This window comes from Pseudomonas guariconensis, from assembly GCF_024127895.1.
GTDB classification, from domain to species: domain Bacteria; phylum Pseudomonadota; class Gammaproteobacteria; order Pseudomonadales; family Pseudomonadaceae; genus Aquipseudomonas; species Aquipseudomonas guariconensis_B.
Genome location: NZ_JAMYBK010000022.1, coordinates 47,351 through 62,671, shown reverse-complemented (window position 1 = coordinate 62,671; position 15,321 = coordinate 47,351). Strand labels below are relative to the sequence as shown.

14 protein-coding genes and 2 tRNA genes are annotated in these 15,321 nt (G+C 63.4%); 15 read left to right on the top strand and 1 reads right to left on the bottom strand.

The annotated features are described in order from the left end of the window. The first annotated feature begins 131 nt into the window (after positions 1-131). The 6 genes from dnaJ (at position 132) to NJF35_RS19675 (ending at position 7,805) form a co-directional block, all read left to right on the top strand. The gene (dnaJ, locus tag NJF35_RS19700; RefSeq protein ID WP_225790268.1) at positions 132-1,256 is read left to right on the top strand and encodes a molecular chaperone DnaJ; all 1,125 of its coding nucleotides are present in this window, start codon (positions 132-134) and stop codon (positions 1,254-1,256) included. A 13-nt stretch (positions 1,257-1,269) separates the two neighbouring features. Continuing rightward, positions 1,270-2,076 (top strand): 4-hydroxy-tetrahydrodipicolinate reductase, encoded by an 807-nt coding sequence (gene dapB, locus NJF35_RS19695; RefSeq protein WP_225790267.1) that lies wholly within the window; start codon positions 1,270-1,272, stop codon positions 2,074-2,076. 357 nt (positions 2,077-2,433) lie between these two features. Continuing rightward, positions 2,434-3,570, top strand: a complete 1,137-nt coding sequence (gene carA / locus NJF35_RS19690; RefSeq protein WP_225790266.1) for a glutamine-hydrolyzing carbamoyl-phosphate synthase small subunit — start codon at positions 2,434-2,436, stop codon at positions 3,568-3,570. Between the two features lie 107 nt (positions 3,571-3,677). After that, positions 3,678-6,899, top strand: a complete 3,222-nt coding sequence (gene carB / locus NJF35_RS19685) for a carbamoyl-phosphate synthase large subunit (RefSeq protein WP_225790265.1) — start codon at positions 3,678-3,680, stop codon at positions 6,897-6,899. 2 nt (positions 6,900-6,901) lie between these two features. Beyond that, positions 6,902-7,378: a transcription elongation factor GreA gene (greA, locus tag NJF35_RS19680; protein ID WP_225790295.1), complete on the top strand. Its 477-nt coding sequence runs from the start codon at positions 6,902-6,904 to the stop codon at positions 7,376-7,378. Beyond that, positions 7,356-7,805 (top strand): MFS transporter, encoded by a 450-nt coding sequence (locus tag NJF35_RS19675; RefSeq protein WP_225790264.1) that lies wholly within the window; start codon positions 7,356-7,358, stop codon positions 7,803-7,805. The genes greA and NJF35_RS19675 overlap by 23 nt, the downstream gene beginning before the upstream one ends. A 12-nt stretch (positions 7,806-7,817) precedes the next feature. Here the strand turns inward: NJF35_RS19675 and yhbY are convergent, their stop codons facing one another. Then, a complete protein-coding gene (gene yhbY, locus NJF35_RS19670) occupies positions 7,818-8,126 on the bottom strand; it encodes a ribosome assembly RNA-binding protein YhbY (protein WP_225790263.1) in 309 nt (102 codons plus the stop codon). A 102-nt stretch (positions 8,127-8,228) separates the two neighbouring features. Here yhbY and rlmE point away from each other — a divergent pair, with 102 nt between their 5' ends. The 9 genes from rlmE (at position 8,229) to rimP (ending at position 15,273) form a co-directional block, all read left to right on the top strand. Continuing rightward, positions 8,229-8,855 carry a 23S rRNA (uridine(2552)-2'-O)-methyltransferase RlmE gene (gene rlmE / locus NJF35_RS19665; protein ID WP_225790262.1) on the top strand — a complete coding sequence of 209 codons (627 nt, stop codon included), beginning with the start codon at positions 8,229-8,231 and terminating at the stop codon, positions 8,853-8,855. A gap of 203 nt (positions 8,856-9,058) precedes the next feature. Beyond that, the gene (ftsH, locus tag NJF35_RS19660) at positions 9,059-10,966 is read left to right on the top strand and encodes an ATP-dependent zinc metalloprotease FtsH (RefSeq protein WP_225790261.1); all 1,908 of its coding nucleotides are present in this window, start codon (positions 9,059-9,061) and stop codon (positions 10,964-10,966) included. 8 nt (positions 10,967-10,974) lie between these two features. Then, on the top strand, positions 10,975-11,826 hold the full coding sequence (gene folP / locus NJF35_RS19655; RefSeq protein ID WP_225790260.1) for a dihydropteroate synthase: 852 nt from the start codon (positions 10,975-10,977) through the stop codon (positions 11,824-11,826). A gap of 16 nt (positions 11,827-11,842) precedes the next feature. After that, positions 11,843-13,183, top strand: a complete 1,341-nt coding sequence (gene glmM, locus NJF35_RS19650) for a phosphoglucosamine mutase (protein WP_225790259.1) — start codon at positions 11,843-11,845, stop codon at positions 13,181-13,183. A gap of 66 nt (positions 13,184-13,249) precedes the next feature. Next, a complete protein-coding gene (gene tpiA, locus NJF35_RS19645; RefSeq protein WP_225790258.1) occupies positions 13,250-14,005 on the top strand; it encodes a triose-phosphate isomerase in 756 nt (251 codons plus the stop codon). Between the two features lie 4 nt (positions 14,006-14,009). Further along, on the top strand, positions 14,010-14,402 hold the full coding sequence (secG, locus tag NJF35_RS19640; protein ID WP_225790257.1) for a preprotein translocase subunit SecG: 393 nt from the start codon (positions 14,010-14,012) through the stop codon (positions 14,400-14,402). A 21-nt stretch (positions 14,403-14,423) separates the two neighbouring features. Next, positions 14,424-14,509 (top strand) — tRNA-Leu (locus NJF35_RS19635). A gap of 98 nt (positions 14,510-14,607) precedes the next feature. Then, a tRNA-Met gene (locus NJF35_RS19630) sits at positions 14,608-14,684 on the top strand. A gap of 130 nt (positions 14,685-14,814) precedes the next feature. Beyond that, positions 14,815-15,273 carry a ribosome maturation factor RimP gene (gene rimP / locus NJF35_RS19625; protein WP_225790256.1) on the top strand — a complete coding sequence of 153 codons (459 nt, stop codon included), beginning with the start codon at positions 14,815-14,817 and terminating at the stop codon, positions 15,271-15,273. Positions 15,274-15,321 lie beyond the last annotated feature (48 nt).

The window sequence follows — 15,321 nt, the reverse complement described above, 5'->3', positions numbered from 1 at the left end:
GTTGGCGTGTCTGGAATACGGGAATTTTTACGGCATCTGTCAGGGCGCATTCGTGTGTGGCGGCAGGTGCTGACGGCAAGGCGCATAAGGCGCAGAGGTATGCCGAACGCCCTCAAGAGTGCAAATGACCTATGGCAAAGCGTGATTATTATGAGGTCCTGGGTGTCGAGCGTGGCGCCGGCGAAGGGGATCTCAAGAAGGCCTATCGCCGCCTGGCGATGAAGTACCACCCGGACCGCAATCCGGGCGACAAGGCGTCGGAAGAGAAATTCAAGGAGGCCAACGAGGCCTACGAAGTGCTGTCCGACGCGAGCAAGCGTGCCGCCTACGACCAGTACGGCCATGCCGGCGTCGACCCGAGCATGGGGGGCGGTGGGGCAGGCTTCGGTGGTGCCAACTTCTCCGACATCTTCGGTGACGTCTTCAGCGACTTCTTCGGCGGTGGCCGTGGTGGTTCGCGCGGTGGTGCCCAGCGTGGCAGTGACCTGCGCTATACCCTCGAACTGAACCTCGAGGAAGCGGTGCGGGGCACCACGGTCAACATCCGTGTGCCGACGCTGGTCAACTGCAAGCCTTGCGACGGCTCCGGCGCGAAGAAGGGCTCCACCCCGGCCACTTGCCCGACCTGCGGCGGCATCGGCCAGGTGCGCATGCAGCAGGGCTTCTTCTCGGTGCAGCAGACCTGCCCGCGCTGCCATGGTCAAGGCAAGATCATCACCGACCCTTGCAGCGCCTGCCATGGCGAAGGCCGGGTCGAGGAATACAAGACCCTGTCGGTCAAGGTGCCGGCCGGTGTCGATACCGGTGACCGCATCCGCCTGTCCGGCGAGGGCGAGGCGGGTACCCACGGCGGCCCGACCGGCGATCTGTACGTGGTCATCAATGTGCGCGAGCACCCGATCTTCCAGCGCGACGGCAAGCACCTGTACTGCGAAGTGCCGATCAGCTATACCGACGCTGCCCTGGGTGGCGAGCTGGAAGTGCCGACCCTCGATGGTCGGGTCAAGCTGAAGATCCCGGAAGGCACCCAGACCGGCAAGCAGTTCCGCCTGCGCGGCAAGGGCGTGGCGCCGGTGCGCGGTGGTGCGGCTGGCGACCTGCTGTGCCGCGTGGCCGTGGAAACCCCGGTCAACCTCAGTCGTCGCCAGCGCGAACTGCTCGAGGAGCTGCGTGACTCGCTGCAGGGCGACAGCTCCCATTCGCCCAAGGCCAACGGTTGGTTCGAAGGCGTGAAGCGCTTCTTCGGCGATCTCTGACAAGGAACAGGCTATGCGACGTATTGCGGTAATGGGCGCGGCAGGGCGCATGGGCAAGACCCTCGTCGAGGCTGTGCAGCAACAGGCGCCCCAGGCGGGCCTGACGGCGGCGATCGACCGTCCCGACAGCACCCTGGTCGGTGCCGACGCCGGCGAACTGGCGGCGCTGGGGCGGATCGGCGTGCCGATCTGCGACGACCTGGCGAAGGTGGCGGACGAGTTCGACGTGCTGATCGATTTCACCCATCCTTCGGTGACCCTGAAGAACCTGGCGTTCTGCCGCAAGGCGGGCAAGGCCATGGTCATCGGCACCACTGGTTTCACTCCGGAGGAGAAGGAGCAGTTGGTCGAGGCGGGCAAGGAAATCCCGATCGTCTTCGCCGCCAACTTCAGCGTTGGCGTCAACCTGTGCCTGAAGCTGCTGGATACCGCGGCGCGGGTGCTGGGCGACGAGGTGGACATCGAGATCATCGAGGCGCACCACCGGCACAAGGTCGATGCGCCGTCGGGCACCGCGCTGCGCATGGGCGAGGTCGTGGCCCAGGCGCTGGGGCGCGACCTGCGCGAAGTGGCCGTCTATGGCCGTGAGGGCCAGACCGGTGCCCGCGACCGGCAGACCATCGGTTTCGCCACCGTGCGTGCTGGCGACGTGGTGGGCGATCACACCGTGCTGTTCGCCGCCGAGGGCGAGCGCGTGGAGATCACCCACAAGGCCTCCAGCCGCATGACCTTCGCCAAGGGCGCGGTGCGTGCCGCGTTGTGGCTGGAAGGACGCGAGCCGGGGCTGTACGACATGCAGGATGTGCTGGAGCTGCGTTGATGGTATTAGGGCTGCTTTGCAGCCCATCGCTGGCAAGCCGGCTCCCACAAGGGCGGCGATGCTGGCGATGTTCACGCATCATGTGCCATGCAGAGAGCTCTGTGGGAGCCGGCTTGCCGGCGATGGGGCGCGAAGCGGCCCCAAATGGCACCTGCAGATCCCCTGTCGCAATCCTGTGTTTTAGAGGCACATGTGCGGTAGACCGAAAACGCCATTTCCTGTAAGCTACAGCTTTAGTGTGTCCACTAAAAGCGCGCAGACAAATTCAGCATAGAAGCGGGGTGACGTGTCCATACGTCATTCCGCTTTTTTGCAACCTGCGATCGCCCTTTCAGGCTTGATTTACGGGAGGTCTTCTTGACTAAGCCAGCCATACTCGCCCTTGCCGATGGCAGCATTTTTCGCGGTGAAGCCATCGGAGCCGACGGTCAGACCGTTGGTGAGGTGGTGTTCAACACCGCAATGACCGGCTACCAGGAAATCCTCACAGACCCTTCCTACGCCCAGCAAATCGTTACCCTGACTTACCCGCACATCGGCAACACCGGCACCACCGCCGAAGACGCCGAGTCCAACCGTGTCTGGTCTGCCGGCCTGGTCATCCGCGACCTGCCGCTGCTGGCCAGCAACTGGCGCAACACCCAGTCGCTGCCTGAGTACCTCAAGGCCAACAATGTCGTGGCGATCGCCGGCATCGACACCCGCCGCCTGACCCGCATCCTGCGTGAGAAGGGCGCGCAGAACGGCTGCATCCTGGCCGGTGACGACATCAGCGAAGAAGCCGCCATCGCCGCCGCCCGTGCCTTCCCAGGCCTCAAGGGCATGGACCTGGCCAAGGAAGTCAGCACCAAGGAGCGCTACGAGTGGCGTTCCAGCGTGTGGAACCTGGCTACCGACAGCCATCCGACCCTGGACGCCGCCGAGCTGCCGTACCACGTGGTCGCCTACGACTACGGCGTCAAGCTGAACATCCTGCGCATGCTGGTCGCCCGCGGCTGCCGCCTGACCGTGGTCCCGGCACAGACGCCAGCCAGCGAAGTCCTGGCGCTCAACCCCGATGGCGTGTTCCTCTCCAACGGCCCTGGCGACCCCGAGCCGTGCGACTACGCGATCCAGGCGATCAAGGACATCCTCGAGACCGATATCCCGGTCTTCGGCATCTGCCTCGGCCACCAGCTGCTGGCCCTGGCCTCCGGCGCCAAGACCATGAAGATGGGCCACGGCCACCACGGTGCCAACCACCCGGTCCAGGACCTGGACAGCGGCGTGGTCATGATCACCAGCCAGAACCACGGCTTCGCCGTCGATGAGGCCACCCTGCCGGGCAATGTCCGCGCCATCCACAAGTCGCTGTTCGACGGTACCCTGCAGGGCATCGAGCGCACCGACAAGAGCGCGTTCAGCTTCCAGGGCCACCCTGAAGCGAGCCCAGGCCCGACCGACGTCGCACCACTGTTCGATCGTTTCATCGATGCCATGGCCAAGCGCCGCTGAGCATCCTGCATCGAGGCCCCGGACCGGCCTGCGCCGCGTCCGGAAGCGCCTGACCCAGATTGTTCAAGACGGCTTGCCGACTGACCCGCGGATTTGAGTGACAACCCATGCCAAAACGTACAGACATCAAAAGCATCCTGATTCTCGGCGCTGGCCCGATCGTGATCGGCCAGGCCTGCGAATTCGACTACTCCGGCGCCCAGGCGTGCAAGGCCCTGCGCGAGGAAGGTTTCCGCGTCATCCTGGTGAACTCCAACCCGGCCACCATCATGACCGACCCGGCCATGGCCGATGCCACCTACATCGAGCCGATCAAGTGGCAGTCGGTGGCCAAGATCATCGAGAAGGAGCGCCCTGACGCGCTGCTGCCGACCATGGGCGGCCAGACCGCACTGAACTGCGCCCTGGACCTCGAGCGCCACGGCGTGCTGGAGAAGTTCGGCGTGGAAATGATCGGCGCCAACGCCGACACCATCGACAAGGCCGAGGACCGTTCGCGCTTCGACCAGGCGATGAAGGCCATCGGCCTGGAGTGCCCGCGCTCCGGTATCGCCCACAGCATGGAAGAAGCCAACGCGGTGCTCGAGCGCCTGGGCTTCCCGTGCATCATCCGTCCGTCCTTCACCATGGGCGGCACCGGTGGCGGTATCGCCTACAACCGTGAAGAGTTCGAAGAAATCTGCGCCCGCGGCCTGGACCTGTCGCCGACCAAGGAGCTGCTGATCGACGAATCGCTGATCGGCTGGAAGGAATACGAGATGGAGGTTGTCCGCGACAAGAAGGACAACTGCATCATCGTCTGCTCCATCGAGAACTTCGACCCGATGGGCGTGCACACCGGCGACTCGATCACCGTCGCCCCGGCGCAGACCCTGACCGACAAGGAATACCAGATCATGCGCAACGCCTCCCTGGCGGTGCTGCGTGAGATCGGCGTGGAAACCGGCGGTTCCAACGTCCAGTTCGGCATCTGCCCGAACACCGGCCGCATGGTCGTGATCGAGATGAACCCGCGCGTGTCGCGTTCCTCGGCCCTGGCTTCCAAGGCCACCGGCTTCCCGATCGCCAAGATCGCCGCCAAGCTGGCAGTCGGCTACACCCTGGACGAGCTGCAGAACGACATCACCGGCGGTCGCACCCCGGCGTCGTTCGAGCCCTCGATCGACTACGTCGTCACCAAGCTGCCGCGCTTCGCCTTCGAGAAATTCCCGAAAGCCGACGCCCGCCTGACCACCCAGATGAAGTCCGTGGGTGAAGTCATGGCCATCGGCCGTACCTTCCAGGAGTCGATGCACAAGGCCCTGCGTGGCCTGGAAGTCGGCGCCTGCGGCCTGGATCCGAAGGTCGAGCTGGGCAACCCGGACCTGACCAACATCCTCAAGCGCGAACTGACCGTGCCGGGCGCCGAGCGCATCTGGTATGTCGCCGATGCCTTCCGTGCGGGCATGAGCCGCGACGAGATCTTCGCCCTGACCAAGATCGACCACTGGTTCCTGGTGCAGATCGAGGACCTGATCAAGGAAGAAGAGAAGGTCAAGACCCTGGGCCTGGCCAACGTCGACGCTGCGCTGATGCGCCGCCTCAAGCGCAAGGGCTTCTCCGACCAGCGCCTGGCCAAGCTGCTGGGCGTCACCGACAAGACCCTGCGCCGCCATCGCCACAAGCTGGAAGTCTTCCCGGTCTACAAGCGCGTCGACACCTGCGCCGCCGAGTTCGCCACCGACACCGCCTACCTGTACTCCACCTACGAGGAAGAGTGCGAGGCCAACCCCTCGACCCGCGACAAGATCATGATCCTCGGCGGTGGCCCGAACCGCATCGGCCAGGGTATCGAGTTCGACTACTGCTGCGTGCACGCGGCCCTGGCGCTGCGTGAAGACGGCTACGAGACCATCATGGTCAACTGCAACCCGGAAACCGTCTCCACCGACTACGACACCTCCGATCGCCTGTACTTCGAACCGCTGACCCTGGAAGACGTCCTGGAGATCTGCCGTGTCGAGAAGCCCAAGGGTGTGATCGTCCACTACGGCGGCCAGACCCCGCTGAAACTGGCCCGTGCCCTGGAAGAGGCCGGTGTGCCGATCATTGGCACCAGCCCGGACGCCATCGACCGCGCCGAAGACCGCGAGCGCTTCCAGCAGATGGTCCAGCGCCTGAACCTGCGCCAGCCGCCGAACGCCACCGTGCGCAGCGAAGACGAGGCGATTCGCGCCGCTGCCGAGATCGGTTACCCGCTGGTCGTGCGTCCGTCCTACGTCCTGGGCGGCCGTGCCATGGAAATCGTCTACGAGCCCGAAGAGCTCAAGCGCTACCTGCGCGAAGCGGTTCAGGTGTCCAACGACAGCCCGGTCCTGCTCGACCACTTCCTCAACTGCGCCATCGAGATGGACGTGGACGCGGTCTGCGACGGCACCGACGTGGTGATCGGCGCGATCATGCAGCACATCGAGCAGGCCGGTGTTCACTCCGGTGACTCGGCGTGCTCGCTGCCGCCGTACTCGCTGCCGGCCCACGTGCAGGACGAAGTCCGCGAGCAGGTGCGCAAGATGGCCCTGGAACTGGGCGTGGTCGGCCTGATGAACGTGCAGCTGGCCCTGCAGGGCGACAAGATCTACGTGATCGAAGTCAACCCGCGCGCCTCGCGTACCGTGCCATTCGTCTCCAAGTGCATCGGCACTTCCCTGGCGATGATCGCGGCCCGTGTCATGGCTGGCAAATCGCTGAAAGAGCTGGGCTTCACCCAGGAAATCATCCCGAACTTCTACAGCGTCAAGGAAGCGGTCTTCCCGTTCGCCAAGTTCCCGGGTGTTGACCCGATCCTCGGCCCTGAGATGAAATCCACCGGTGAAGTCATGGGTGTCGGCGACAGCTTCGGCGAAGCCTTCGCCAAGGCCCAGATGGGCGCCAGCGAAGTGCTGCCAAGCGGCGGTACCGCCTTCATCAGCGTGCGCGACGACGACAAGCCGCAGGTGGCGGGTGTCGCCCGCGACCTGATCGCCCTGGGCTTCGAAGTGGTCGCAACCGCGGGCACCGCCAAGGTCATCGAGGCGGCTGGCCTGAAGGTGCGCCGTGTGAACAAGGTGACCGAAGGTCGCCCGCATGTGGTCGACATGATCAAGAACGACGAAGTCTCGCTGATCATCAACACCACCGAGGGCCGTCAGTCGATCGCCGACTCTTATTCGATTCGTCGCAATGCGCTGCAGCACAAGATCTACTGCACGACCACCATTGCGGCGGGTGAGGCCATCTGCGAAGCGCTCAAGTTCGGTCCCGAGAAGACCGTCCGTCGCTTGCAGGATCTGCATGCAGGATTGAAAGCATGAGCATTACCAAATACCCGATGACCGTCCAGGGCGCTCGCGCCCTGGAAGAGGAACTGACCTTCCTGAGCAAGACCGAGCGTCCGCGCCTGAGCCAGGCGATCGGCGAGGCCCGTGAGCTGGGCGATCTCAAGGAGAACGCCGAATACCATGCCGCCCGCGAGGAGCAGGGCATGGTCGAGGCCCGTATCCGTGATATCGAAGGTCGCCTGCAGAACTCGGTGGTGATCGATGTCACCACCATTCCTCACTCTGGCAAGGTGATCTTCGGCACCACCGTCGACCTGGCCAACACCGAAACCGACGAGCAGGTGAGCTACCAGATCGTCGGCGAGGACGAGGCAGACATCAAGAAAGGCAAGCTCTCGCACAGTGCGCCGATCGCCCGCGCCATCATCGGCAAGGAAGAAGGTGACATCGTCGTCGTCAAGACGCCAAGCGGCACGGTCGAGTACGAGATTGTCGAAGTCAAGCACCTCTGACCGGCACCAGCGGGCGCCATCCCTCGAAGGGATCCTCTGGCAACTGGCCCAGGTCTTCTGGGTCGGTGGCCTGTGGGTGTTCCATGTGGGGCTGGTGCCTGCGCTCAAGGTCAGTGGCCTGGCGCCCCTGCTGGTGCAGGACGTGGCCGCGCAGATCGACCGTTGGTTGATCGGCGTGGCTTTGCTCGGCTTGATGACCCAGCTGGCGGTGCTGGCGAGGGTGGATGGCCTGGCGGCCTGGTGGCGGCAGTTCCGTGGCCAGATGCTGCTGCTGGGCTTCGGTGCCTGCGTCAGCTACTACACGTTGCGCTACGGGATATCCGTGGGCGAGCGCTGGCAGATGTTCTGTTTCCTGGTGCTGGGCTTTTCCGGCATCGTGCTGGTCGCCCAGCCGGTCCCGGTCAGGGCGCGCCAGCCGCGCCGCTGACCGGAGCCACCGTCACTTGTAGCGGTGGATGTTGGACAGCTGCTTGTTCGGCTGCGGGTTCCTGCGGTAGATCAGCGCCATCTTGCCGATGGTCTGCACCAGCTCCGCGCGGCCGGCCTTGCACAGCTCGTCGATGACCGCCCGGCGTTCCTCGCGGTCTTCCAGCTTGACCTGGACCTTGATCAGTTCATGATCGGCCAGGGCGCGTTCCAGTTCGGCCAGGACGCCTTCGCTCAGGCCGTTGCCGGCGACCATCAACACCGGTTTCAAGTCATGGCCAATGGACTTGTACTGTTTCTTCTGCTCGTTATTGAGCGGCATAATCTGACCCTTTTCGTCTGATTCTGTAAAATTGGCGGCCATTTTACCCGAGGGCCCGTGGCTCCGCCCAGTCAATCACGACGCTTATCATCGAGGTGCCCCGTGGCGCAGCGTTCCAAGAGCAGCCATAACTGGCTGAGAGAGCATTTCAACGATCCTTTCGTCAAACAGGCGCAGAAGGATGGCTACCGCTCGCGTGCGAGCTACAAACTGCTGGAGATCCAGGAGAAGGACAAGCTGATCCGCCCGGGCATGAGCGTGATCGACCTGGGCGCGGCGCCCGGGGGCTGGTCGCAGGTGACCAGTCGTCTGATCGGCGGCCAGGGTCGGCTGATCGCCTCGGACATCCTGGAAATGGATGCGATCCCCGACGTGACTTTCATTCAGGGCGATTTCACCCAGGACGAGGTGCTCGAGCGCATCCTCGCGGCGGTCGGCGATTCGCACGTAGACCTTGTGATTTCCGACATGGCCCCCAATATGAGTGGTACGCCCGCCGTGGACATGCCGCGGGCCATGTTCCTCTGCGAACTGGCCCTGGACCTGGCCACCCGCGTGCTGCGCCCGGGAGGGGACTTCCTGATCAAGATCTTCCAGGGTGAAGGTTTCGACCAGTACCTCAAGGACGTACGCGGCAAGTTCGACAAGGTGCAGATGCGCAAGCCGTCGTCTTCCCGCGATCGTTCCCGCGAACAGTACCTGCTGGGCCGGGGCTTCAAAGGCGGGTGAGCGGCGTGTTGCGGGGTGGTCGATAGTTATTTCCAATCGGCGGTTCCGTCAGGATCGTCCGAACTTCGTGTAGTCTAGCTTTCATAAAGGGTTACAGACGGCGCCTGCGGATGCGTAGGTAATGTAGTAAGTTAGGGCGGTGAATATCATGCGAGGCACGGCAGCGTCGTGCGCCGGCCTCAGAGGGTAGCTAATTGAACGACATGGCAAAGAATCTGATCCTGTGGTTGATCATCGCGGCTGTCCTCGTGACGGTGATGAACAACTTCTCCAGCCCTAACGAGCCACAGACCCTCAACTATTCCGACTTCATCCAGCAGGTCAAGGACGGTAAGGTCGAGCGTGTGACCGTCGACGGCTACGTCATCACCGGCAAGCGCACCGATGGCGACAACTTCAAGACCGTTCGTCCGGCCATCACCGACAACGGCCTGATCGGCGACCTGGTCGACAACCACGTGGTGATCGAAGGCAAGCAGCCCGAGCAGCAGAGCATCTGGACACAGTTGCTGGTGGCCAGCTTCCCGATCCTGGTGATCATCGCCGTGTTCATGTTCTTCATGCGCCAGATGCAGGGCGGTGCGGGCGGCAAGGGCGGCCCGATGAGCTTCGGCAAGAGCAAGGCGCGCCTGCTTTCCGAGGACCAGGTCAAGACCACCCTGGCCGACGTCGCGGGCTGCGACGAGGCCAAGGAAGAAGTGGGCGAGCTGGTCGAGTTCCTGCGTGATCCGGGCAAGTTCCAGCGCCTGGGTGGCCGTATCCCCCGGGGCGTGCTGATGGTCGGCCCACCCGGTACCGGTAAGACCCTCCTGGCCAAGGCCATCGCTGGCGAGGCCAAGGTGCCGTTCTTCACCATCTCCGGTTCGGACTTCGTCGAGATGTTCGTCGGTGTGGGCGCCAGCCGTGTCCGCGACATGTTCGAGCAGGCGAAGAAACACGCCCCGTGCATCATCTTCATCGACGAGATCGACGCTGTCGGTCGCCATCGTGGCGCCGGCATGGGCGGTGGTCACGACGAGCGCGAGCAGACCCTCAACCAGTTGCTGGTGGAGATGGACGGCTTCGAGATGAACGACGGTATCATCGTCATCGCTGCCACCAACCGTCCCGACGTGCTCGACCCGGCGCTGCTGCGTCCGGGCCGTTTCGACCGCCAGGTGGTGGTCGGCCTGCCGGACATCCGTGGTCGCGAGCAGATCCTCAAGGTGCACATGCGCAAGGTCCCGGTTGGCGAGAACGTCAACCCGGCGGTCATCGCCCGTGGTACCCCCGGCTTCTCCGGTGCCGACCTGGCCAACCTGGTCAACGAGGCCTCGCTGTTCGCTGCCCGTTCCAGCAAACGCCTGGTGGAAATGAAGGAGTTCGAGCTGGCCAAGGACAAGATCATGATGGGCGCCGAGCGCAAGACCATGGTCATGTCCGAGAAAGAAAAGCAGAACACCGCCTATCACGAGGCTGGCCATGCCATCGTCGGCCGTATCGTCCCCGAGCATGATCCGGTCTACAAGGTGTCGATCATCCCGCGTGGCCGGGCGCTGGGCGTGACCATGTTCCTGCCCGAGGAAGACCGCTACAGCCTGTCCAAGCGTGCGCTGATCAGCCAGATCTGCTCGCTGTACGGCGGCCGTATCGCCGAGGAGATGACCCTGGGCTTCGACGGTGTCACCACCGGCGCCTCCAACGACATCATGCGCGCCAGCCAGATCGCGCGGAACATGGTGACCAAGTGGGGCCTGTCCGAGAAACTCGGCCCGCTGATGTACGCCGAAGAGGAGGGCGAGGTGTTCCTCGGTCGCAGCGCGGCGAGCCAGCATGCCAGCGTATCGGGCGAGACCGCCAAGCTGATCGACTCCGAGGTGCGCAGCATCATCGATCACTGCTATGCCACGGCCAAGCAGATCCTCACCGAGAACCGCGACAAGCTGGACGCCATGGCCGAGGCCTTGATGAAGTACGAAACCATCGATGCCGACCAGATCGACGACATCATGGCCGGCCGCACGCCACGCGAGCCACGCGACTGGGACAACGATGCCGGCACCTCCGGCAACCAGGCCTCCCAGGGCGATCGTCCGGAGTCGCCGATCGGCGGTCCAGCGGCTCAACACTAAGGGCATCTATGACCTCACAGCAGTACCCGACCCGGTTGCCTTGCGGCAACCGGGTTCTTGATTTGTCCCGTACCCATGTCATGGGTATCCTCAACATCACCCCCGATTCCTTCTCCGATGGCGGGCGCTTCAGCCAGCGCGACGAGGCCCTGCGCCACGCCGAGGCGATGGTGGCGGCCGGCGCGACGCTGATCGACGTCGGCGGCGAGTCCACCCGTCCGGGCGCCCGGGCGGTGTCTCCCACCGAAGAGCTGGAGCGTGTGGCGCCCATCGTCGAGGCGATCGCCAGCCGGCTCGACGTGATCATCTCGGTCGATACCTCCACGCCCGCGGTCATGCGCGAGTCGGCGCGGCTGGGGGCTGGCCTGATCAACGACGTGCGAGCCCTGGAGCGCGATGGTGCGCTCGACGCCGCCGCCGATACCGGCCTGCCGGTGTGCCTGATGCACATGCGTGGCGAGCCGGGCACCATGCAGGACAATCCGCATTACGACGACGTGACCGCCGACGTGACGCGCTATCTTGAAGAGCGTATGGCCGTGTGCGCGGCGGCTGGCATCGACGCCAGGAAGATCATCCTCGACCCGGGGTTCGGTTTCGCCAAGACGCTCGATCACAACCTGAGCCTGTTCAAGCACATGGAAGCGCTCTACCGCCTGGGTCGCCCCCTGCTGGTGGGTGTCTCGCGCAAGAGCATGATCGGCCTGACGCTCGATCGCCCGGTCGGCGAACGCCTCTATGGCAGCCTGGCGCTGGCGGCATTGGCCATGACCAAGGGTGCCAGCATCCTGCGTGTGCACGATGTGGCCGAGACCGTCGACGTGGTGCGCATGATCGCCGCGGTGCAGAACGCCGAATAAGAACATTGGAGTCCCTATGAGCAGAAAATACTTTGGTACCGACGGTATCCGTGGCCGCGTCGGCGAATACCCCATCACCCCCGACTTCATGCTGAAGCTTGGCTGGGCCGCCGGCATGGCGTTCCGCAAGCAGGGCAACTGCCGCGTGCTGGTGGGCAAGGACACGCGGATCTCTGGCTACATGTTCGAGTCCGCGCTCGAGGCCGGGCTTTCCGCGGCCGGCGCCGACGTACTGCTGCTCGGGCCGATGCCGACCCCGGCCATCGCCTACCTGACGCGTACCTTCCACGCCGAGGCGGGCATCGTCATCAGTGCGTCGCACAACCCGCACGACGACAATGGCATCAAGTTCTTCTCCGGGCAGGGCACCAAGCTGCCGGATGAGGTGGAGCTGATGATCGAGGAGTTGCTCGACCAGCCGATGAACGTGGTGGAATCGGGCAAGCTGGGCAAGGTTTCGCGCATCAACGACGCGGCTGGCCGCTACATCGAGTTCTGCAAGAGCAGCGTGCCGACCAGCACCAGCTTCGAAGGGCTCAAGCTGGTGATCGATTGCGCCCACGGTGCGACCTACAAGGTGGCCCCGAGCGTGTTCCGCGAGCTGGGCGCCGACGTCACCGTGCTGCATGCCGAGCCCGATGGCCTGAACATCAACGAAAAATGCGGCTCCACCCATATCGAGTCGTTGCAGGCCGCCGTGTTGGTGGGGCATGCCGACCTGGGGATCGCCTTCGACGGCGATGGCGACCGGGTGCTGATGGTCGATCACACCGGTGCCATCGTCGACGGTGACGAACTGCTGTTCATCATCGCCCGCGACCTGCAGGAGCGCGGCAAGCTGCAGGGCGGGGTGGTGGGCACCCTGATGAGCAACCTGGGCCTGGAGCTGGCGCTCAAGGAGCTGGGCATCCCGTTCGCCCGGGCCAAGGTCGGCGACCGCTATGTCATGGCCGAGCTGCTCGAGCGCGACTGGCAGCTCGGTGGCGAGAATTCCGGGCACCTGGTGTGCTGCAACCACACCACGACCGGCGACGCCATCATCGCGGCCCTGCAAGTGCTCATGGCGCTCAAGCACCGTGGCGAGAACCTGGCCCAGGCGCGCCAAGCCATCCGCAAGTGCCCGCAGGTGCTGATCAACGTGCGCTTCGGTGCCAGCAAGGTCGATCCGCTGGAAAGCCCCGAGGTGAAGGAGGCCAGTGCCAAGGTCACCGAGGCCATGGCGGGGCGTGGCCGGGTCCTGCTGCGCAAGTCCGGCACCGAGCCGCTGGTGCGTGTGATGGTCGAAGGCGACGACGAAAACCAGGTCCGCGGCCATGCCGAAGCCCTGGCCAAGCTGGTCGCCGAAGTTTGTGCCTGAAAGACGCTTGCCAGCGCAGTTCGGGTTGGGTAAGATCTGCGCCCACTTTGACCGACGAGGTAAAGCATGCGTCGCCCCATGGTAGCTGGTAACTGGAAGATGCACGGTACCCGCGCCAGCGTCGCTGAGCTTATCCGGGGCTTGAGCAATCTGGCCCTGCCGAGCGGTGTGGAGGTCGCGGTGTTTCCGCCGGCCCTGTTCATCAATCAGGTGATTGATGGCCTGGAAGGCAAGGGGATCACCGTTGGAGCCCAGAATTCTGCGGTACAGCCCGAACAGGGCGCGCTGACCGGCGAAATCGCCCCGAGTCAGCTGGCTGAAGCGGGTTGCAGGCTGGTATTGGTCGGGCATTCGGAGCGTCGCCAGATCGTTGGCGAGAACGACGACGTGCTCAACCGCAAGTTTGCAGCCGCCCAGGCAAGTGGTTTGAAGCCCGTGCTCTGTGTAGGGGAAACCCTCGAGGAGCGCGAGGCCGGTAAGACGCTCGAAGTCGTGGGGCGTCAACTGAGCAGTATCATCGATGCGTTCGGTGTTACGGCTTTTGCCGATGCGGTAATCGCCTATGAGCCCGTTTGGGCCATCGGTACGGGTCTGACGGCCTCGCCCCAGCAAGCCCAGGATGTGCATGCCGCCATCCGAGCCCAGCTGGCGGCGCAGGACGCCGAAGTTGCCGCGAAAGTGCAGCTTCTGTACGGCGGCAGCGTGAAGGCGGCCAATGCGGCCGAACTGTTCGGCATGCCGGATATCGATGGGGGGCTCATTGGTGGAGCGTCCCTGAACGCAGACGAATTCGGTGCAATTTGTCGCGCCGCAGGAAACTGAACAAATGCTGGAAACAGTCGTAGTTGTTTTTCATCTGTTGGCTGCACTGGCAGTGGTCGTGCTGGTATTGCTGCAACAGGGTAAAGGTGCGGAAGCAGGTGCATCTTTCGGCGCAGGTGCTTCAAATACTGTGTTCGGAAGCCAAGGTTCCGCTACCTTTTTGAGTAAAGTTACTGCTATACTTGCTGCCACTTTCTTTTTGACTGCTCTTGGGTTAGGATACTTCGCTAAAGAGAAAGCTCATCAGCTGACTCAAGCAGGTCTGCCAGATCCAGCAGTACTGGAAGTCAAAGAGCAGAAGCCGGCAGTAAATGATGATGTACCGGTGCTCCAGGAGCAGAAGAGCGAAACCACCAACACTGGTGATGTACCTCCTCCAGCCGAAGAGCAGAAGTAACGGGTTTCAAGTAGTAGTATTGCCGAGGTGGTGGAATTGGTAGACACGCAACCTTGAGGTGGTTGTGCCCATAGGGTGTAGGGGTTCGAGTCCCCTTCTCGGTACCAATTGAAGCATGAGAGCCCGCTTTAGCGGGCTTTCTTGCAGGTGGAGGTCGGATTGACCCTGTAGAGGGTTCGGTCTTATACTTTCGCCCCAGCTTTGACGCGGGGTGGAGCAGCTTGGTAGCTCGTCGGGCTCATAACCCGAAGGTCGTTGGTTCAAATCCAGCCCCCGCAACCAGCCATAGCGGAGCCCCTTTTCAGGGGCTTTTTGCTAGCTGGACAGTTCTTCGCGTCGTTGTCCAACGGCGTTTTCAGGGATGGGCGCTTTGCCCATTTTTTATTTGCACAGCATGCACGAGGGGGTTCAGGTGTCGAGCAAGCTAGAACAGTTGCAGGCCTTGTTGGCCCCGGTTGTCGAGGGTCTTGGCTACGAATGCTGGGGGATCGAGTTCATCTCCCAGGGCAAGCATTCGGTCCTGCGTATCTACATCGACAAGGAAGGCGGTGTCCTGGTGGACGACTGCGAAGTGGTCAGCCGTCAGGCCAGTGGCGTTCTCGACGTGGAAGACCCGATCAGTACCGAATATACCCTCGAGGTGTCCTCTCCAGGCATGGATCGCCCGCTGTTCACCCTTGAACAGTTTGCCAAGCATGCCGGCGAACAAGTGAAGATCAAGCTGCGTACGCCCTTCGAAGGTCGTCGTAACTTCCAGGGCCTTCTCCGCGGCGTGGAGGACCAGGACGTGGTGGTCCAGGTGGACACACATGAGTTCCTGTTGCCGATCGACTCGATCGACAAGGCCAATATTATTCCCAGTTTTGACTGAGACGTGCCGGGCCCGGCGGACTATCCGGGCCCAATGGCTTGCGCAAGG